At 36.4% G+C, this 20,912-nt stretch carries 18 protein-coding genes; 7 read left to right on the top strand and 11 right to left on the bottom strand.

What is annotated here, in order from left to right; all coding sequences use genetic code 11:
* Positions 1 to 32: 32 nt before the first annotated feature.
* Complete coding sequence (locus ACWPWK_RS17220; protein WP_109372869.1) at positions 33 to 920, bottom strand: LysR family transcriptional regulator; 888 nt, start codon at positions 918 to 920, stop codon at positions 33 to 35.
* A 148-nt stretch (positions 921 to 1,068) separates the two neighbouring features.
* Here ACWPWK_RS17220 and ACWPWK_RS17215 point away from each other — a divergent pair, with 148 nt between their 5' ends.
* Entirely contained in the window at positions 1,069 to 2,718 is a 1,650-nt protein-coding gene (locus tag ACWPWK_RS17215) for an alpha-keto acid decarboxylase family protein (protein WP_109372868.1), read from the top strand.
* A 390-nt stretch (positions 2,719 to 3,108) separates the two neighbouring features.
* Here the strand turns inward: ACWPWK_RS17215 and ACWPWK_RS17210 are convergent, their stop codons facing one another.
* The 7 genes from ACWPWK_RS17210 to yieE all read right to left on the bottom strand — a co-directional run bounded on the left by ACWPWK_RS17210 (position 3,109) and on the right by yieE (position 12,497).
* Complete coding sequence (locus ACWPWK_RS17210; protein WP_109372867.1) at positions 3,109 to 4,488, bottom strand: APC family permease; 1,380 nt, start codon at positions 4,486 to 4,488, stop codon at positions 3,109 to 3,111.
* Entirely contained in the window at positions 4,478 to 4,687 is a 210-nt protein-coding gene (locus ACWPWK_RS17205; protein ID WP_100157911.1) for a hypothetical protein, read from the bottom strand. The genes ACWPWK_RS17210 and ACWPWK_RS17205 overlap by 11 nt, the downstream gene beginning before the upstream one ends.
* A gap of 759 nt (positions 4,688 to 5,446) precedes the next feature.
* Complete coding sequence (locus ACWPWK_RS17200) at positions 5,447 to 7,465, bottom strand: ligand-gated channel protein (protein WP_109372866.1); 2,019 nt, start codon at positions 7,463 to 7,465, stop codon at positions 5,447 to 5,449.
* A gap of 175 nt (positions 7,466 to 7,640) precedes the next feature.
* Positions 7,641 to 8,423: an ABC transporter ATP-binding protein gene (locus ACWPWK_RS17195; RefSeq protein ID WP_109372865.1), complete on the bottom strand. Its 783-nt coding sequence runs from the start codon at positions 8,421 to 8,423 to the stop codon at positions 7,641 to 7,643.
* A complete protein-coding gene (locus ACWPWK_RS17190) occupies positions 8,423 to 9,430 on the bottom strand; it encodes a FecCD family ABC transporter permease (RefSeq protein WP_406588782.1) in 1,008 nt (335 codons plus the stop codon). Before ACWPWK_RS17190 ends, ACWPWK_RS17195 begins: the two co-directional genes overlap by 1 nt.
* Positions 9,431 to 9,997: 567 nt before the next feature.
* Positions 9,998 to 11,485 carry an amino acid permease gene (locus tag ACWPWK_RS17185; RefSeq protein WP_109372863.1) on the bottom strand — a complete coding sequence of 496 codons (1,488 nt, stop codon included), beginning with the start codon at positions 11,483 to 11,485 and terminating at the stop codon, positions 9,998 to 10,000.
* A 118-nt stretch (positions 11,486 to 11,603) separates the two neighbouring features.
* Positions 11,604 to 12,497 (bottom strand): DNA-binding transcriptional regulator YeiE, encoded by an 894-nt coding sequence (gene yieE / locus ACWPWK_RS17180; protein WP_100157915.1) that lies wholly within the window; start codon positions 12,495 to 12,497, stop codon positions 11,604 to 11,606.
* 184 nt (positions 12,498 to 12,681) lie between these two features.
* Between yieE and ACWPWK_RS17175 the strand changes: the two genes are divergently transcribed.
* Positions 12,682 to 13,776 (top strand): YeiH family protein, encoded by a 1,095-nt coding sequence (locus ACWPWK_RS17175; RefSeq protein WP_162558373.1) that lies wholly within the window; start codon positions 12,682 to 12,684, stop codon positions 13,774 to 13,776.
* 166 nt (positions 13,777 to 13,942) lie between these two features.
* On the top strand, positions 13,943 to 14,785 hold the full coding sequence (gene nfo, locus ACWPWK_RS17170; RefSeq protein ID WP_109372861.1) for a deoxyribonuclease IV: 843 nt from the start codon (positions 13,943 to 13,945) through the stop codon (positions 14,783 to 14,785).
* 88 nt (positions 14,786 to 14,873) lie between these two features.
* Here nfo and fruK read toward each other — a convergent pair whose 3' ends face one another.
* On the bottom strand, positions 14,874 to 15,812 hold the full coding sequence (gene fruK / locus ACWPWK_RS17165; protein ID WP_109372860.1) for a 1-phosphofructokinase: 939 nt from the start codon (positions 15,810 to 15,812) through the stop codon (positions 14,874 to 14,876).
* 188 nt (positions 15,813 to 16,000) lie between these two features.
* On the opposite strand from fruK, the gene ACWPWK_RS17160 reads away from it, so the two are divergent.
* From ACWPWK_RS17160 to yeiP, 3 genes are all read left to right on the top strand, one after another.
* Entirely contained in the window at positions 16,001 to 16,417 is a 417-nt protein-coding gene (locus tag ACWPWK_RS17160; protein WP_109372859.1) for a nucleotide triphosphate diphosphatase NUDT15, read from the top strand.
* 290 nt (positions 16,418 to 16,707) lie between these two features.
* A complete protein-coding gene (gene mtr / locus ACWPWK_RS17155; RefSeq protein WP_109372858.1) occupies positions 16,708 to 17,949 on the top strand; it encodes a tryptophan permease in 1,242 nt (413 codons plus the stop codon).
* A gap of 160 nt (positions 17,950 to 18,109) precedes the next feature.
* A complete protein-coding gene (yeiP, locus tag ACWPWK_RS17150; protein WP_088493223.1) occupies positions 18,110 to 18,682 on the top strand; it encodes an elongation factor P-like protein YeiP in 573 nt (190 codons plus the stop codon).
* A 141-nt stretch (positions 18,683 to 18,823) separates the two neighbouring features.
* Here yeiP and ACWPWK_RS17145 read toward each other — a convergent pair whose 3' ends face one another.
* Positions 18,824 to 19,153, bottom strand: a complete 330-nt coding sequence (locus ACWPWK_RS17145; protein ID WP_109372857.1) for a hypothetical protein — start codon at positions 19,151 to 19,153, stop codon at positions 18,824 to 18,826.
* Between the two features lie 266 nt (positions 19,154 to 19,419).
* Positions 19,420 to 19,731, bottom strand: coding sequence for a hypothetical protein (locus ACWPWK_RS17140; RefSeq protein ID WP_109372856.1), 312 nt, complete (start codon positions 19,729 to 19,731; stop codon positions 19,420 to 19,422).
* Between the two features lie 347 nt (positions 19,732 to 20,078).
* Between ACWPWK_RS17140 and ACWPWK_RS17135 the strand changes: the two genes are divergently transcribed.
* Positions 20,079 to 20,786: a phosphatase PAP2 family protein gene (locus tag ACWPWK_RS17135; RefSeq protein ID WP_109372855.1), complete on the top strand. Its 708-nt coding sequence runs from the start codon at positions 20,079 to 20,081 to the stop codon at positions 20,784 to 20,786.
* Positions 20,787 to 20,912: the final 126 nt, after the last annotated feature.

The following is a 20,912-nucleotide window of genomic DNA, read 5'->3' as shown; positions in this document are numbered from 1 at the left end:
AAATAGAATATAAATAAGTATTATTTTAATATTTATTCTATTGTTAGCTTTTCTCTTGCTAACTGATCCCATGCTTGGCAACTTCGGCTTTTATAGCCGTTTTTATTATTTGCTAGTGCTATTTGATATGACAATGTAGGTTCCACTACAGGAAGAACAACCAAATCATCAATAGGATTTTTATTACACATACTGTTGGGTAAAAGTGTTACTCCTACACCTGCTTTCACCATGGCGATAATTAAATCCAGATGGTTACTACGTCCCGCAATAATAGGCACTGTATTGTAAATACCACAAGCACTATAAATTAAATCATTAATACGAAAATCTTCAGAAAAGAAGATAAAAGGTTCATTAATCAACTCTTTGAAATGAATTTCCTTTTTTATAGCTAAAGAATGAGATGGTGACATTAATAGCATTAAGTGATCTTCTGAAAAAGGTGTTAATTCAAAAATATCTTCATTAAAAGGCAATACGACAGCGGCAGTTTCAACTCTGCCTTCTCTCATGGCATCAGCCATTTGCTTAGTACCCAATTCAAATATTTTTAGTTCAACTAGAGGATGGCGAGAGCTAAATGCCATAATAATATCAGCAAAATACGTCGAAGCTATTACAGGAGGTAATCCAACATTTAATGTCCCTGTTAATGGCCCAGACTTGTCCTGTAATGCTTTATTCATATTATTAAATTGTGCAATTATCTGTTTTGCATGTTCAAACAATATTGCACCATCATCCGTTAATCTAACGCCATCAACTTCTCTCACTAATAAAATAACACCCAATTCATCTTCTAATTTTTTAATACTACGACTAATTGCAGGTTGAGTGATAAATAGCGCATCAGCGGCTCGGCTAAAGCCATTTAATTGAACAACCTCAACAAAATAGCGTAATGTACGAATATTCATTAGCAATATTTACCTTATTACATTTAGTTATGCCCTTAATGATAATAAACCATTTCATATCAAATAATATTCGCGATAAAACATTAAGCATAATGTAAAAGCATTCATCCACCTTTATAGACTATTATTCGGATTTTTTGGAGATAATATGAGTAAGACTGTCGTTGAATATATGTTAACCCGTTTATATGACTTAGGAATAAGTGATGTTTTTGGTGTTGCGGGTGATTATGCGTTTCCCATAGAAGATACTATTTGTAATAGCAGTCATATGCGTTGGATTGGTAACTGCAATGAATTAAATGCAGCTTACGCTGCTGATGGTTATGCCCGAATTAAAGGTATGGCAGCGTTATCGACAACATTTGGTGTTGGTGAGTTAAGTGCAATTAATGCTATTGCTGGCTCTTATGCAGAAAACCTACCTATTTTCCATTTAGTTGGTATGCCAGCAAGTGGTGTACAAAAAAGTAAGCGCCTTGTTCATCACACATTAGGTAATGGTGATTTTGATATTTTTTATCAATTAGGCCAGCGCCTTGCTTGTGCTCACGCAATATTAACACCTGAAAATTGCATTACAGAAATGGAACGTTTAATTGCTACTGCATTAAAAGAACGTCGCCCAGTTTATATTGGCCTACCTTCTGATTATGCCACTATGCAAGTGATAGAACATTCACCTGTTATCCCCCCGAAAAGACCAGTGAGTGATAAAGAAATACTAGAAAAAGTGGTATCACTCATTATTGAAAAGCTTATACACAGCAATAATATCTGCGTATTACCAGGTATTTTATCCGCACGTTTAGGGTTATCAGATAATATCCAAGCTTTTATCGATAAAACAGGCTTACCTTATGCCACTATGTTTATGGATAAAAGTATTTTGAGTGAATCTCATCCCCAATATGTTGGTATGTATGATGGCAAATTAATGACACCTGAAGTCAGAGAATTTGTAGAAAATAGTGAGTACATATTAGGAATTGGTGCAATGATGACCGACTTCAATACAGGAAGTTTCACTGCCAATATTAAACCAAAACAATTTATCAACATCATGCCCGAATATGTTGAGATTGACTCTGTTATCTACACATCGATTTATATGGAGGACGTACTCTCTGCACTGACTCAACGATTACCGAAAAGAAGTTATCATCAGATAAAAGCCAAAGGATTAGGCGAAGCTATGTTAGCTGATAATGGTAAAATTACTGCTCAATATCTATATCCTCATTTAGAAAAGTTCTTTAAACCTAATGATATTATTATTGCAGAGACAGGGACATCATCAATGGGATTAGGTTTTGCCCTATTACCAGAAGGTGCACAATTCCATAACCAAACATTATGGGGTTCTATTGGTTGGGCTACACCAGCATCATTTGGTGCTGCACTTGCAGCACCTAGCAAACGAGTTATTTTAATTACAGGTGAAGGCTCACATCAATTAACCGTACAAGAGATTAGTCAATTTGTTCGCTTCGGATTAAAACCGATCATCCTTGTTTTAAATAATGATGGTTATTTAATTGAACGATTATTATGTGATTACCCTGAAGCTTATTATAACGATCTCGCTCAATGGAATTATCATCAATTACCTAAAGCTTTTGGCGCAAGAGATTGGCATTGTGAGAAAGTCACAACGATAGATGAATTAAATAAAGCGCTTAAAGTGGCGGGATCAACAGAAAATGCCTCTTATATAGAAATAGTAACCGAACGATATGAAGCTTCTGAATTAGCACAAAAATTAAAAGAGTCTAAAGATTCGCTTTATTCATTTTAAGTTATAGTACGATTTAAATAACAAAACCTAGCTTATGCTGACTTAGCTTAGACCAGGTTTTTATCAATATAACCATTTGATATAAAATGTATTAATTTAATAAATTTCTCAAGAGAAAGAGTGCGATTTTCATAATCACCAAGAAAAAAACAGCTTCATTAAATTCTGTTAGAACAATCATATCTTAATATTTTATTTATAACGATACGATTATTTATTTTTCAATGTAATTCTTATTATCAGAAAATGTGTACCTCCCTATTTATCATTTATTGTTCAATTTCCTATTTGATACAGCTAATTTAATACTGATAATTTATTGTAGGCAAAAAAAATGGCTTCATTACTGAAGCCATTTCTACACTGATTTTTATGACAATTTTTATAGTATTACTTTTCTGGCATTTGTGGCATTGGTCGACGGAATCGACGAGTGATCCACACCATATAAAGAATACCAATTGCGCCCCAAACAAGTCCCAACTCCATAGAGCCTGGTTCAAGGTTTATCCACAAAACTCCCATTGTCGCAGCACCAATGATAGGCAATATCAGGTAATTAATGTGATCCATTAATCCTTTATTACGACGCTCACGAATATAGAACTGTGAAATAACAGACAGATTCACGAAAGTAAACGCAACTAACGCACCAAAGTTAATTAATGCAGTTGCAGTCACTAAATCAAAGAACACGGCACCTAATGCTAAGAAACCAACTAATAGCACGTTAAATGCAGGTGTACGCCATTTTGGGTGTACATAACCAAATGTCTTCTCAGGGAATACGCCATCACGTCCCATTACATAAAGTAAACGTGCAACACCTGCGTGAGCCGCCATACCTGATGCTAATACAGTCACACAAGAGAACACTAAAATAATAGACTGGAATAAAGCTCCCGCAACATACAGCATTATTTCAGGTTGTGACTCTTCTGGGTTTTTGAATCGTGAAATATCTGGGAAATACAGTTGTAAAAAGTAAGAAACGGCAATAAAGATGATCCCACCAATCAGCGCAGTTAAGAAAATCGCTTTAGGGATAACTTTACCTGCATTTGGTGTCTCTTCTGATAATGTACTGATACCGTCAAAACCTAAGAATGAGAAACAGAGTATTGTCGCTCCGGTTATCATTGGTATGACTTCAGCATCAACAGACGCAAACGGTCTAAAGGTCCATAACTCCCCTGCACCTTCTCCGTTATAAACACCGTGAATAAGTAATCCAACAAACACAACCATTACTGCAACCTGTACAATAACGATCGCTGTATTTAAGTTAGCAACAACGTTAATACCACGTAGGTTAAAGAACGTCATTAAAGCCACTAAGCCAAATACAAAGATCCACGGTTCAACGCCCGGGAATATTGCTTGTAAATAGATTTTCGCCAATAAGATATTAATCATTGGCATAAATAAATAGTCGAGTAAAGATGACCAACCCACCATAAAGCCAACATAAGGACTCATGGATTTTTGAGCATAAGTATACGCAGAGCCTGCAGAAGGAAAACGCTTAACTAATTTTCCATAACTTACAGCTGTAAATAAAATTGCAATCAACGCAATCGCATACGAGGTTGCTACGTGACCATTCGTAATGCCAGAAACGATACCAAATGTATCGAAAATAGTCATAGGCTGTAAAAAAGCAAGCCCCATCATGACTACCTGCATTAGAGTCAAGGTTTTACGTAATTGAACTCGATTGTTAGCACCAGTTTGGTTAGTGCCGATAGAGGAGATGACGTTATCTGACATTAGCGAACCCTCCCATAACTTCGGTTTGAGTATTAGATAAACTCAACCGACAGTTACTGGGAAGACTTCGCATCTGCCTATAAACAGAATAGAATGAAGTTTTTAAGGATGTGTATGTGTTTAGGAGACGCCGTGCTCCGTAGTCATCATTGCCCGCAGTGCCGTTAGGCCCGACTGCGAAAGAGAATAATTGTACCATATTAGCATTCCTCTATCATGACAACCCTTTCTCTAAGGGGCTGGCTGCTAATCAAATTATGTTATCTATTCAGACTCAAATGAATCTGACCTCTTGGTGTAGTAATAAGTAAAAATGCAAAAAAAAACCGATGCACTTTAAACGCATCAGTCATATTTTTAGTGGGCGCATTTTGCACGTCTCAGACTTAAATAGCAATACATTTTCATCAAAAAGCCCCCTTTTTTTACGATCTTTTCAATTCGCAAACTAAGTCAACATATAACGCCACATTTTATTAACAATAATTGTGTTTTTATCACAACTCATAAGCTTTAAATATTTCAAATAACCATTACTGCAACGAAAGGAAATAAAACACAATACATTGATAAATAAGAATTAAACTTTAGATTAAAATTAATATCATCAACAAATCATCAAAATAAAGCATTTAAAATACATTAATAAGATTAATGCTAAGATTTTGTTAACTTATGCTTCTTTTATCCCTCAAAAATAGTCTTTTAATAAAAAGTGTCTATTTTTTAATAACCTGTTTTATATAAATAAAAAGTAAGAGAATAAATTGAGAAAAAAATGACTGGTAATAAGTAGAAATAACACTCTGATAGTCAGAAGAAAACGATAGATAAGATGATTTATTGAGCTAAATATAGACCTCAATATTTAAATTTTCCAGTATTTATTTTAACCCAAAGAATGATAAAAAAAGACTCCACAAGTGGAGTCTTAGTGACACAAACTGAGGGGGAAAAATTAGAAGTTATAGTTCAAACCAATATTGTAACGACGACCTTCTAATGTGGTATTGAAGTGTTCTTGGTCAATACGACGATCTAACACGTTATAAACACCACCAATCACATTTAATTGTTTGGTTAAGCTGTAACTTGTACCAATATCAACAAATGCATAAGAAGGCGTACCATGTGACATAGAGGTGCGTGATAAGTAATCAGAGGTTTTACCACGGAAGTTAATACGCGCCCATGTTTCCATTTCTGGTGTCGTTTCCCAGTTTAAGGTCGCATTAGCCATATGGCGTGGCTGTTTATTTAATGGCTTACCTTTGAAATCACCACTTTTTTGTTCAGTATCGGTAAAGGTATAGTTAGCCGCTAAATTCCACTCTGGTGAAATTGTCCAATTAAAGGTGGCTTCAATACCGCGCATATTGGCTTTATCTACGTTAGTTCTATCACTAACAAAGTCATAAGGCTTCCCATTATTACCAACACCATCTGCTAATGTACAATCACGTAAATCCGTCATTTTAGAACCGTCTTTATTTGTACGGCTATCACAACGACGATCTTCCATAATCTTATCTTTAAAGTCGGTATTGAAAAGACCTAAACTTGCTGTCAGGTTTTCACGGTTATCCCAAATAATCGAGATTTCTTCAGTAACTGATTTTTCAGGTTTTAAGCTTGGGTTACCATAAATAACCGCATCATAACTACCACCACCAGTACCTTGGCCCCATGATGCTGTTGCTTGACGTAAGTCAGGTGAACGATAACCAGTAGATACCCCCCCTTTTAACGTCCACTCATCAGCAAGATGCCATACACCATATACTCGAGGTGTCCAGTGCGTACCAAAGTTTTCATCTTTATCCATACGCAAACCGCCCGTTAAAGCGAAATCGTTGGTCATCGCCCATTCATCTTCAGCAAATAGAGCCCAACTATAGCGGTCTAACTTATTGCTACCTTTAAGTTTATTTCCTTCATCTTTTAATTCTTCATAACGATATTGGGCACCAACACTTAAGGTATGGTCACCGAACATTAAAACCGTCTGATTACGTACTGTTGTGTCGTCATAATCCATTTTACGGGATGGATTACGGCTTTCATCACGCTGAACATACGTATTCATCGTACCAAAGTCATAAACACCATCATGAGTAAGTGCATAATGTGTCAGCTCATAATCAGTAAAACTGCTTTCAGGGGCTTTTCCTCGGCTAGGTAATCCAGATTTAGAATGCCATACGCGAGAGTCACGATGTTGGTTATCTTTTTTAAACTCAAAATCAATCGTGTTCTGCTCATCAGGCGTCCAACTTAAAGTACCACCACCTGTTGCTGTGATCTGACGGTTATAGCCATTCACAATTTTGTCTTCGCTACGATGTGAATATTGACCTTGAATTTTCAAGCCCAACACATTATCAATTAATGGACCACCCGCATAAAAACTACCTTGATTAGTGTTACCTGAATCTTTACGCTCTGTGATAGTGCTGTCTGCACGTAAACTAAAGTTCCACTCTTTTTGCGCTTTACGGGTAATAATATTGATAACCCCACCCATTGCATCTGAACCATATAAAGAAGACATTGGGCCACGTACAACTTCAATACGTTCAATAGCAGGTAAAGGCGGTAACCAACCTTGTTCAATACCAGAGTTATCACTATTAGGACGCGTTTCACGCGACGCAACACGCTTACCATCAACTAAGATCATGGTATATTTTGCATCCATACCACGAATACTAATATCAGAACTACTTCCACCGCCTGTTACTAATACGCCGGGAACATCTTTTAATGCGTCAGTCACATCACGGTAAGATTTGGTTTCTAATTGTTCACGAGTGACAACAGAAACCGATGCAGGTGCATCTTCAACGGTTTGCTTAAACCCAGAAGCGGTTGTTACAAGCAATTTTTCTACATTTTCTGCTGAAGCAGTCATTACAAAACTTGATGCAATAGCAGCAACAACGCCAAGCGCGATTTTATTTTTATTTAACACTACCATTCCCGATTCTCCAAGAATATATTCTTTAAGTTTTATATAGATGGATATGTCGACAGTTGCTCAGAAATTAGGGTAATAAATAAACTTAATTACCCTTAGTTATTTTAATATTATTTTTATATCCCTATTTACTGCGTTCCTATATTTACTTCTTTTCTCTTTCTTTTTTACTTCTCTATATTTTATCCACTAAACCATCAATAATAATTTGAGGTATTCCTTGTGAACAATATTCCAATCGACCTTGAACACCATAAACATCGGCAAGGCTTTGTGCCGTGATAACCTTATCTGGCGTGCCTTGTGCAATTAACTGTCCTTGTTTCAACATTAATACATGTTCGCCATGTCGTAAGGCGATATTAATATCGTGAACAACGACGACAGTGATAATATTTCTACGGTGTGTTTCTTTAGCAACTAAATCCATTACATGATATTGGTAATTAAGATCTAGTGCGCTTAATGGCTCGTCCAATAATAATAAAGAGGGTTGTCTAATTAATGATTGAGCAAGCCCCACTAATTGTTTTTGACCACCCGATAATTCATCTAAATAACGTAATGCTAAATGCTCAATACCTAATTGGCGTAATAAGTGCATTACCTGAGCTTCACTATGTTCATTATGTAATCCACCTGAAGCACGCTGCGCCACAATAATGGACTCTAAAACATGTAAATGAACACCAGCAGGTAATGTTTGTGGCAAATAGACTACATTTTGAGCACGTTGTGCAAAATTCATCGATGCTAGATCGTTGCCATCTAAACTGACAACACCTGATGATTTATTTAATCCCGCTAACGCTCTTAATAATGTTGATTTTCCGCTACCGTTTGGCCCCAATAATACGGTGACCTTTCCTTTTGGCAAAGGCTCAACATCTAGTGCCTTAATGATAAGATGTTTAGCATACCCAGTACTAAAATCTCGGATCTTTAATCCTTCCATCATTAGATATTCCCCTTATGACGTAAAATCATACTGAGGAAAAATGGCACACCCACCAGCGATGTCACAATACCGACTGGAATAATGACACCCGGTATTAAATTTTTAGAAGCAATAGATGCCAATGATAAAACTAAAGCACCAATTAATGCGCTTGCTGGCAGATAGAATCGATGGTCTTCACCAAACATCATGCGAGCAATATGAGGGGCAACTAAACCAATAAAAGCAATTGGTCCAACAAAAGCAACTGCGAGCGCGGTTAAAATACTAATGCGCAGTAATGAGCCTAATCTTAAACGCTTTACATCAATACCAAAGCTAATCGCTCTATCTTCACCTAATCGCAATGCCGTTAACTTCCATGAACTCATCCATGAAATCACCATAATGACAGCAAAAGCACCCGCCATAACACCGAGTTTTACCCATGTTGCACGCGTTAGACTTCCCATAGTCCAGAAAACCAGACCTTGGAGAGTGTCTTCTGTTGCAATAAATTGCATCATTGAGACTAATGCATTAAAGGTAAACACCATGGCAATACCAAAAAGCACCACTCCAGATGTAGGAACTCGAGTCCAACGAGTTATTCCGTCTAATAATAAAGCTGATAATAATGCAAAGAGAAACGCATTCGCCGAAATAAACCATTGGTCAGGAATACCTGGAATACCAATACCTAAAACAATCGCTAATGCAGCACCAAATGAAGCTGCATTTGATAAACCTAATGTGAATGGACTTGCTAACGGGTTATTTAGAATAGTTTGCATTTCTGCACCCGCTAATCCTAGCGACATCCCTACCACAACCGCCATTAGGGCATAAGGTAAGCGGATATCCCATACAATCACTCGAGAACCTGCATCAACAAGCTCAGGTTGAAAAAGGGTTGTTAATAATTTATCAAGCGATAAACCAGAAGGTCCCATGGTGAAATCTAACACCACTGAACCACAAATAATTAAAAAGATAACTCCCAACCATAGCATGCGTTTATTCATCATTTTTCGATAATGGACTTTCACATTATCTGATGGATCTCTTTCATGCTCTTGTGTGGCAAATCTCTCTGACATAATGCTCATATCAATTGTTGTACCTAGTTTTTTTTCTACGTTTTTCTGCTCCTGCCAACATATTCAATAGGCAAGAACATACCGTACAACTCATCAACTGTTTCTTATGTACAGAAAGCCAATTATCTATTTGAGACAATTTATTCAACGAAGAAATGAGTCGCAAAATTATTATACGGTGAAATATATTCGCTATGTAACTTATTATATGGCGATAAGCTGTTGGTTGGCTGTATTGAGCACTAGAAGGGTTAATTATTATCAGACTCATTACATTAAGCATATTATTTACAACCAATAGCACCATTATTTTATTTTTCAGTAAATAAATTATGCGTTAACAATAAAGCAAATAATAATTATTATCAATGCGATTACTAATATAATTAGAGTTTTTGTATATTTTTTATAATTGACTGGTTAAAAAATAAAAAAGCGCCCGTTTCATAGTGATCGAGATCACAAAACGGGCGTCTTAATAACTTGATTTATAGGTTATTTTTTATTCGCAATATGTGTTGGAAATTCCATTTCGTTATAACGAATAAAGCGGGTTTTCTTCACAATCTTATAAGTAAACCAAATTAATAAAAATAATGGGATACCAATATAAGTTGCAATAGCACCATACCAGTCAATCGTATCTTCTAAGAAAGCTTGGTAATTTTGGCCTAATGTAATAATTAAACACAAAACAAAGGCAAAAATAGGACCAATTGGGAAGAAGCCTGAGCGATAAGGTAAGTCATTTAAATCACGACCTTGTGCAACATAGCCTTTACGAAAACGGTAGTGGCTAATCGCAATACCTAACCATGCAATAAAACCCGTCATTCCCGAGGTATTTAATAACCACAAGTAGACAGTTTGGTTTCCGTACATCGAGCTTAAGAAGCATAAACCAGCAACAACCGTTGTCGCATAAAGCGCATTGCGTGGCACACCATTTTTAGACAATTTACCAAAGCATTTTGGTGCTTTGCCTTCTCTTGCTAATGTAAACAGCATACGCGTTGATGCATACATGCCTGAGTTACCAGCAGAAAGTACCGCGGTTAAGATAACCGCATTCATGATGGCAGCCGCAGATAATAATCCCGCATTTTTAAAGACTAATGTGAATGGACTAACGCTAATATCACCTACATCATTACGCAGTAAATTAGGATCAGTGTAAGGGATAATTAAGCTAATAATTAAAATTGCGAAGATATAAAATAATAAGATACGCCAGAAGACTTTACGCACAGCTTTTGGAATATTTTTAGCTGGATCTTTAGATTCACCCGCCGCAATACCAATTAATTCAGTGCCTTGGAATGAGAAACCAACAATCATGGCAACACCAATCATGGCGGCAAATCCCCCCGCAAAAGGTGCATCACCAATTTCCCAATTATGCCAACCTGCGTTTTCGGCACCTCTCATAATGCCAGTGATCATCGCAATACCCACAATAATAAAGATAATTACTGTGGAAACTTTGATTAAGGAGAACCAATATTCTGCCTCACCAAACCCTTTTACAGAGATATAGTTGAGTAAGAAAATAACGCCAAGGAATAGAGCACTCCAGATCCAACCATCAACATCAGGGAACCAATAGAGCATCACCAATTGTGCAGCAACAAGGTCAACAGCAATTGTAACTGCCCAGTTATACCAATAGTTCCAGCCTAATGCGAAACCAAAACCTTCTTCTACATACTTAGAACCGTATGTTGAGAATGAACCGGAAACAGGCATAAATGCGGCTAATTCCCCAAGGCTGGTCATTAGAAAATAGACCATTAATCCAATTAAAGCATAAGAGAGTAATGCCCCACCTGGCCCTGCTTGAGCAACAGTTGCACCAGATGCGACAAAAAGCCCTGTACCAATTGAACCACCAATAGCGATCATCGCTAAATGTCGCGCTTTTAACTCTCGGCGCAAAGTGCGTACTGCGCCCGAATCAGCAGTACTATTTTGTTGTTCTGACATAACATTCCACTTTTATATTCACTTTTCTAACGAGGATTGTAGCAAATCTGTCGTTCGTGAATAGCAAGGATCTGGGATTATAAGATACCTTCATGATCGGGCGTCAATTATTAGCAATTTATGAAAAATTGCCGATTAAATGTTCAGCATTACAATACGTCAGAAGTTTTTTCAATGCATCAGAGACATGTTTTTGACGATGATATACAAGATATAGAGTACGTTGTAAGGCCAGCCCTTCTACTTTTATCTCTTTTAATGAGCCATTATTAATCTGCTCTTCAATAACTCGGCGAGATAAACAGCTGATCCCCATTTCATACATTACGGCGTGTTTTATTGCTTCTGAGTTACCTAATTCCATTTCAATGCGGTAGCCCGGCAAAGAAGCAAATAGAAGATGGTTAAGTACATCTCGAGTTCCCGAACCATTTTCTCGTAAAATCCAAGGAGCCGACTGTAAATCAGTTAAAGTCACTTTTGGTGCTTTAGCTAGCGGATGATCGGGCGAGCAAAAAATAACCATTTCATCTAAAAGCCATTTCTGGCTAATGAGTTCAGAGCTTTGACAAGCACCTTCAATTAACCCTAGATCAACACGGAATTCGCTCACTAATTTAACGACTTCCTCGGTATTTCCAATACTCATTTCTAGCGGAATATCAGGATAGTTACGATGAAAATTTCCCAACATTTGAGGTAAAATATAATTACCTATTGTTGTACTTGCAGCAATGCGCAAAGCACCATTTCCAGCTTGGAATAACTGCTCCACTTCTGTTGCTCGTTCAAGTAAAGATAATGCTCTGGGATAAAGTAATCGCCCATGTTCATTTGTGACAAGCCGTTTTCCCACTCTGTCAAAAAGCTGTACGCCTAGTTGGCTTTCGAGATCAGTTAAAGATGCACTGACAGCAGATTGAGATAAAGCAAGCTGTTGTGATGCTTGCGTTGTAGAACCACTCTTGAGAACTTCAGTAAAGACTTCCAGTTGCCGCAACGTAATTCGCATATCCATTCCACCTTTGAGCTGTCATTGTAATAACATACTATCCACAAACCAGTAACATACCAAGTACATTTAAGAAAATACACCTATATTAGTTTTACTGGTTATTATTATAAAAATAATGAGTTTAATAAATAAGATTACTTGTTATATGCTTATGCAAAATTCATATAAGCAAGGTTTTTCTATGTCAGAGCAAAGTCAACCTATTACATTGGCGAAAAAATGTTTTACTCCAGTCTATCGCTGGCTTCCTGGTTTATTACTAACAGGTGTATTAACTGCGCTTGCTATTTATATTGGTGATATTCCTTGGTTTTCTAGCATGGGTTTAGGTGCATTAACACTGGCTATCCTATTCGGTATTATTGTGGGTAATACCTTTTATCCTGTTGCCAAACCTTATAGTGACGAAGGTGTCAAATTCGCTAAACACTATTTATTACGTACAGGTATTATTTTGTACGGTTTTAGACTGACTTTTCAGCAAATTGCAGATGTAGGTGCAACAGGTTTAATTATAGATGCCATTATGCTGATATCGACTTTTCTTATTGCTATGTGGATTGGTCGCAAATATTTCGGTTTAGATGAACAAACTGTCATCTTGATTGGTGCAGGTAGTAGTATTTGTGGTGCTGCGGCTGTTATGGCGACAGAGCCTGTTGTTAAAGCACAAGCAAGCCAAGTCGCTGTTGCGGTTTCTACTGTTGTGATTTTCGGGACTATTGGTATTTTTCTTTACCCTTGGTTCTATCACTTAAATGCATTTTCAGGCTGGCTACCATTTACAGAAGAAACCTTTGGTATTTTCTCAGGTTCAACAATTCACGAAGTGGCTCAAGTTGTCGCCGTCGGGCACTCAATTAGTCCTGATGCTGAAAATGCAGCGGTTATTAGTAAAATGATCCGCGTAATGATGCTAGCACCGTTCTTAATTATTCTTTCAACTTATTTAAGTAAAAAGAAAAGCAAAGCAAACAATGGCGTACAAGCTACTGAAAAAAGCCCAATTACTATTCCTTGGTTCGCCGTATTCTTTATTTTAATGGCGGGCTTTAACTCTTTGAATTTAATTCCAGCGTCTATTGTTAGTTATATTGTAACTATCGATACCATTTTATTAGCAATGGCTATGGTGGCATTAGGTTTAACAACACATATCAGTGCTATCCGACAAGCGGGCGTCAAACCGTTATTGTTAGCATTATTCTTATTTTTCTGGTTAACCCTTGGTGGTGCAATGATTAATATCTTTATTCAAACTGTGTTGATGTCTTAATAGGAATATCGATAAAAATTAATTCCCCTTAAAATTTCGCCTTGAGAAGTACTTTTCAATTGCGCAACTATTTTTAGTTGCGCTTTTTTGCTTTTATCATCTCAATATGATGTTATACGCTGTATGTTTGTTATCATGGTGTGAAATAAATCTAAGGAGAGAAATAATGAAATTTGTTGGCGCACATGTCAGTGCTGCTGGTGGCGTCGATCAGGCGGTATTACGCGCACATGAAATAAAAGCGACTGCGTTTGCCCTTTTTACGAAGAATCAGCGCCAGTGGAAAGCTGCACCATTATCCACAGAAGTTATTGATAAATTTAAAAAGAACTGCGAACTTTATAGTTATAGCCCCTCTCAAATTTTACCCCATGACAGCTATCTCATTAATTTAGGTCACCCTGAAGAAGATGCTCTCGAAAAATCGAGAGATGCATTTTTAGATGAAATGCAGCGTTGTGAACAACTGGGTATTGAGTTACTGAATTTCCATCCAGGAAGTCATTTAAATAAGATTGATGTTGATAAGTGTCTACAAAAAATTGCCCAATCAATTAACATCACTTTAGAAAAAACTAAAAATGTCACTGCCGTTATTGAAAATACAGCAGGACAAGGAACAAATCTAGGTTATCGTTTTGAACATCTAGCCGCCATTATTGATGGCGTAGAAGATAAATCTCGCGTAGGTGTTTGTATTGATACTTGCCACACTTTCGCCGCAGGTTATGATCTAAGAACAATTGAAGATTGCAAAAAAACATTCGCTGAATTTGAAAAGATTGTCGGCTTTCAATACCTAAAAGCGATGCACCTTAATGATGCAAAAAGTGAATTAGCCAGTCGTGTAGATCGCCACCATAGTTTAGGTGAAGGTAATATTGGTAAAGTGCCTTTTAGTTATATTATGCAAGATAAACGTTTTGATGGTATTCCGTTGATTTTAGAAACCATTAATCCTGATATTTGGCCTGACGAAATTGCTTGGTTGAAATCACAACAATACTAATAACAGCACTAGCAGTAATGAGATTTGCGGTTTATGCAATTTGCGGTTTATACAATTTTCGTTTTATAACAATAAACCGCAAATTACTTTATTTAATAGGCGTTAACTCAATCTTAGTCATCATTTCAGCAAGCTGGCTTCTGTCTTTTATTCCTACATCAGGCTGACTGACTGATAACGCAGAAATAGCGGTTGCAAGGCGCAATGTATGCTCACTCGTTTGGCTCATTAATAAGCCATAGACTAATCCAGCAACCATTGAATCCCCAGCACCAACGGTACTTATCACATCACAATGTGGTGGTTTTGCAAGCCATGCTCCAGATGCATTTACCCATAAAGCCCCTCTTTCACCCAGTGAAATAACGACATGCGCAATGCCTTTATCTCGCAATTGATGAGCAGCTTTAATAATATCTGCCATTTCAGTTAATGAATGTCCAACCCACGCTTCTAATTCACGATGATTAGGTTTTATCAACCAAGGTGCTGCTTTTAACCCTGCGACTAAAGCATCACGACTGCTGTCAAAAATAATGCATGGGCATAATATTCTTAACTTAATCATCCATTGGGTAAAAGCTTCAGGTTCAACACCATTAGGTAAACTTCCACTGACAACCACCATATCGAAATGACCAAGCCAATTAAGCGAATCTGTTGCAAAACGCTGCCAATCTTGCGGTGATACTGTAAATCCTGAAAAATTAAAGTCGGTGACTTGTCCTTTTCCTTCAGTTAGCTTTACATTTATGCGTGTTCGTCCTGATACGAGATAAAAACGGTTAGCCATACCATTTTCACTAAAAAAGTGCTGAAACTCTTCTTGATTTTCACGTCCCATAAACCCACTAACAGTAATATCGATACCTAAATCACGTAAGACTTTCGCGACATTATTGCCTTTACCCGCAGGATTAAGTCCAGCAGTTCGGACTAAATTAACACCACCTACATCAATAGCTGGACAAGCACCAACAAGATCATAAGCAGGGTTTAAGGTGATCGTAGCGACACGGCGACTCATGCCTTCACTCCCCAATCATTTTTTATTATGAATATTTAGGGTGTTATATATAGCATCAATTAACCTTTTATTCAGTGAAATCGAGCTGGTTCTCCTTGCACTCTATTCATCCTCAATGGAGAATATCACCCGTAAAAAGCGACTTATTTTATACATTAACTATATAAAAAAGAAAAAAGGAGTCTCAAATGTCAGTCGTAGTTGGCGTTGGTGTAATTATCACTAATGAAAATGGTGAAGTATTATTAGGAAAACGTTGTGGAAAACATGCCCCTTATTGGTCAATTTTTGGTGGACATGTTGATGAAGGTGAAACTTTTGAGCAATGTGCTATTCGAGAAATAGAAGAAGAAATTGGTATTGCGATCACTGAGCCACAAGTGATTGGTATTAGCAATAATCTAGAAACTTACCAATTAGAAGGCAAACACACAGTTTCTATTTGTATGATCGCACAACATCAAGGTGACGAACCTAAATTGATGGAGCCAGATAAATGTTCTGAAATTCGTTGGTGTTCACCTGATGATTTACCTGAGCCACACTTTGAAGCCAGTCGCAATTCTATTGCATTATGGAAAAGTAAGCAGTTTTATCAAGGCTAATTAAAAACGCCCTATCACTTTCATTATTCTGGATCTTTTTTGTTCAGAATAATGTTCGAATTATCTATTTCTGCGCAAATCTTCACTTTTTTATAGCAATATTTCTTTATCATTTCTAATAACTCTCACTCTAATCTATTGATTTATATAATCACCTTCTCCTATTGTATTATTTTTACTCACTTTTTTCTTTTATAAAGCACAATAACCTCTATTTACACCTTTATAGCAAAAGTGTATTCTTTACACCATCAAGCTAGTACATTGAGTCAATTTTATAAGGACATCCTATGTCAGAAGTCACATCAATAACAAAGCGCCCATCCATACTTGGTGGTGCAATGATCATTGCTGGCACCGCTGTGGGTGCAGGCATGTTTTCCATTCCTATTGTGACTTCCGGTGTCTGGTTTACCGGTTCTATTTTCCTTCTGATCTACACTTGGTTTTGTTTATTTATGTCGGGGTTAATGATTTTAGAAGTAAACCTTCATTATCCTTTAGGCTCAAGCTTTCATACCATAACCAAAGACTTATTAGGAAAAGGTTGGAGCACCATTAATGGACTATCTATTGCGTTTGTTCTTTATATTTTAACTTACGCTTATATTTCTGCGGGTAGCTCTATTATTGTGCAAAACTTTGCAAATGTGATAAGCGTCCCTCAAGCTATTGCTGGTTTAGTCTTTGCATTAATTGTTGCTTTCTTTGTTTGGTTATCAACACGCGCAGTGGATAGATTAAGCACCATTTTAATTGGTGGTATGGTAATTGCCTTTGTGTTAGCTATTGGCGGTCTATTTACGGAAGTAAAAATGCCTGTGTTATTTAACACTAACGAAAACAATGCAAGCTACTTGCCTTATGCTTTAGTCGCATTACCTTATTTACTGACCTCATTTGGTTATCACGGCAATATTCCAGGCTTAGTGACTTATTACCGTAAAGATGGTAAAGCTGTTATGAAAAGCTTGCTTATTGGTACATTGATTTCACTAGCGATTTATATTTTATGGCAGTTTGTTGTACAAGGTAATATTCCTCGCGAAGATTTCAAACAAGTAATTGCTGATGGTGGGAATATTGGTAACTTATTAGCACAAATGCGTTCAACAACCGCCAATGCTTCTGTATCAATGTTATTAGACTTTTTCTCTTATATGGCATTAGCAAGTTCATTCTTAGGAGTGTCATTAGGATTATTCGATTACTTAGCAGACTTCTTTAAGTTTTCAAATACAAGAAGCGGTCGATTTAAATCTGCATTAGTAACGTTTATACCACCGACTATTTTGGCAATTATTTTCCCTGATGGTTTCTTATATGCCATTGGTTTTGCAGGACTGGCAGCAACCATTTGGGCTGCGATTATTCCAGCATTAATGGCAAAAGCGAGTCGTGAGCGTAATCAAAGTCAAAGCTTTAAAGCACCCGGTGGTATGTTTATGATTGGATTCGTCATTTTGTTTGGTGTTATCAATGCCAGCGCACATATTTTAGCGAACTTTAATCTTCTTCCTATCTACCGTTAATTTCATTTCTAAAAGCTCATATCTAAAGCCAGCCCCACTTGAGCTGGCTTTGTTTTTTTATCAAATCTTATAAAAAAATGTGCGAATAACTTGCCAAGTTTCTGCACTGCGAGTAATTTTGTCGCCATTATCGTCAATGTTATTTAATGGAAGGTTTTATATGGCAAAAGCCAATGAAATTAAACGTGGTATGGCTGTTAGTTATAACAACAAGTTATTACTGGTAAAAGATATCGACATCCAAGCACCAAGTGCTCGTGGTGCAAGTACACTGTACAAAATGCGTTTTACTGATATCCGTACAGGCCAGAAAGTAGAAGAGCGTTTTAAAGGTGATGATATGATTGATACCATCAGCTTAACGCGTCGTGCTGTGAGCTTTTCTTACATTGATGGTGATGAATATATCTTTATGGATAATGAAGATTACACACCTTATACCTTCAAAAAAGATCAAATTGAAGATGAATTACTGTTTATTCCTGAGGAAGGCTTAGCGGGAATGCAAGTATTAACAATGGATGGTCAAGTTTTAGCATTAGAACTGCCACAAACTGTTGATATGGAAATTGTTGAAACTGTCCCAGGTATTAAAGGCGCTTCTGCAAGTGCTCGTACTAAACCTGCAACATTGCCAACAGGGTTAGTTATTCAGGTTCCTGAATACCTTTCTACTGGCGATAAAGTTCGTATTCATATTGCTGAACGTCGCTATATGGGCCGAGCTGACTAATCAACAGTCAAAAGCCCTACTCATTAGCATATAGCTAATGTTGCTTTAAATAGGTCAGATAATCGTAAGAAACCCAATGTGACAAACGATTATTTGACTTGTTTATCTTTTGCAACCTACCTCTGTCTACCCACAGACACATTAAAAATAGTGAACGTCAATAACACCATTCTTTTGGGTATCATCCATCCAACGGATCTCAGCCTTGCCCATATCTTGAGGCAACATAATAGTTTGTTGGGATTTATCAAAAGACGCAGGAACAATAGGTTGAGTAGATGTAAACACTTTGTTGTGTTTGTAACATTGGTATTCAGCTTTATCAAATGTGAAATTCATCTCACATGCAGGATCCACAATCGCACCCCGCAGATAAATCTGCCCTGTTGTTTGCATGGGAGCAGATGCCCAAGCTAATGATATCGAACTGGAAACGAGAAGACTACATACTACGGTCAGATATTTTCTCATAACGACCTCACTTCTTGTTTGCGCTAGCAGGTATGGGGATCACACCTACCCGACATATTTTCATCATAGCAATAAAATATGACATTTATATAGACATAAGAGGAATATTTGATGTCTATCAAATATAAGTGTTCGATGTTTATAAATAAGAAATCAACGTTGATTAAACTTAAGTCAAATATTTTTAACTTTAATAACAGTTCTATAAAAGTATTAAAATTTTATTTAATTAATACAATTATTTTTATTATTAAGTCTATGGGAAACTAATTATAAACAATGTTCATTACAGCTAAATTGTCATTAATCCATTTAATATCCATAGAGCCTTTGTTGTTAATCAATTTAGAGTTAAAGTGCTTATTCCTTTCTAACTGATATTGAGATTCTTGCATTTCAGTGCCATTCCAACAACTTGTTTTAAAAGTGTTTTTCTCTGTATCCATTAGACAATTGCCCTCAACAATTGCACCAACAAAAGTTATAGTTCCGGAACCAATGACTTTATTTTCCTTAGCAAAAGTAGGTGTACTTAATAATAAAGTTAAGCACGTAGCTGCAATACATAACTTATTCAAAACTAGCCTCCTATGATTATTGGGGTGTGTAAATTCCACAAGCCAATATGTTATTAAAGTCCTAACTAATATCGGCTTGTTACTTTATTTATTTAACTTTTATCTTTAATTAAAGAATAGAAAAAAATTATATAATACTCAAATTACGAGTATCAAGAAAAAATATTCTAAATTTGAGTTAAGTGGGTATGAAAAAATCCAACAGAAATGAAACCAAAGTATAACATTTACACAAACAGCAAATTGCAAAGATCTATTTTTTTATTTTGGTTATAGTCCTATAATTAAACTCAAACTTTTTGTGATCCAGATCACCAAATACACGTAAAATTTGTCATTTTATTATTATGAAACTTTCTTATTTTCACCAAAAAGCACTTGCTATTTTTCTACTTAATCTTGCAGGTCTAATTATTTTTTTCTCTTGGTATCTTCCAGCACAACATGGATTTTGGCTATCAATTGACACTCATATTTTTTATTTTTTTAATCAGCACATTTTACCTGATACTTTTTTTGCCTCTTTTGTGGCTTATACTAATAATAGAAAGTTTGATTTAGTTATTTTGCTGGCGATGGGTGCACTTTATTACAATACATTCCGTAAAAAAGATTATATGGGTAAACGCCATCTTGTCATTGTGGGATTAGTGATGATAATAAGTGCAGTGCTGATTAATCAATTGGGACAAAATATTCCCATTGAAAGACCAAGCCCAACACTTCATTTTCAAGATGTGCATAGAGTAGGCGTTATGACTGGCATTCCTACAAAAGATGCCTCAGGTGATAGCTTCCCTGGCGATCATGGTTTGATGCTACTTATCTTCTGTAGCTTTATATTACGTTATCTCTCGTTTCGTTCTTTCTTATGTGCTCTTCTTATTACTGTCGTATTTTCATTACCAAGAGTTATGGCCGGTGCACACTGGGCATCAGATATATTAGTTGGTTCTATTTCTTTAACTTTAATCACAACAAGTTGGTTATTAATTACACCATTATCAAATATTATTGTCAGACAATTAGAAAAACATCTTCCTTTTAAAAAATAAAAGGGAAAACACATTTAATTTATTAAAAGAGAATAAGTGTAATATTGCACTTATTCTTTTGGTCATTTTTTTGACAGTTAAATGATATTATTATGACAAAATGAGATCTATTTTAAGTATTAGCAC

Source organism: Proteus sp. Marseille-Q3619 (assembly GCF_965283115.1).
Note: the sequence above shows the minus strand (reverse complement) of the source record. Positions and strands in the feature narration are given on the sequence as shown.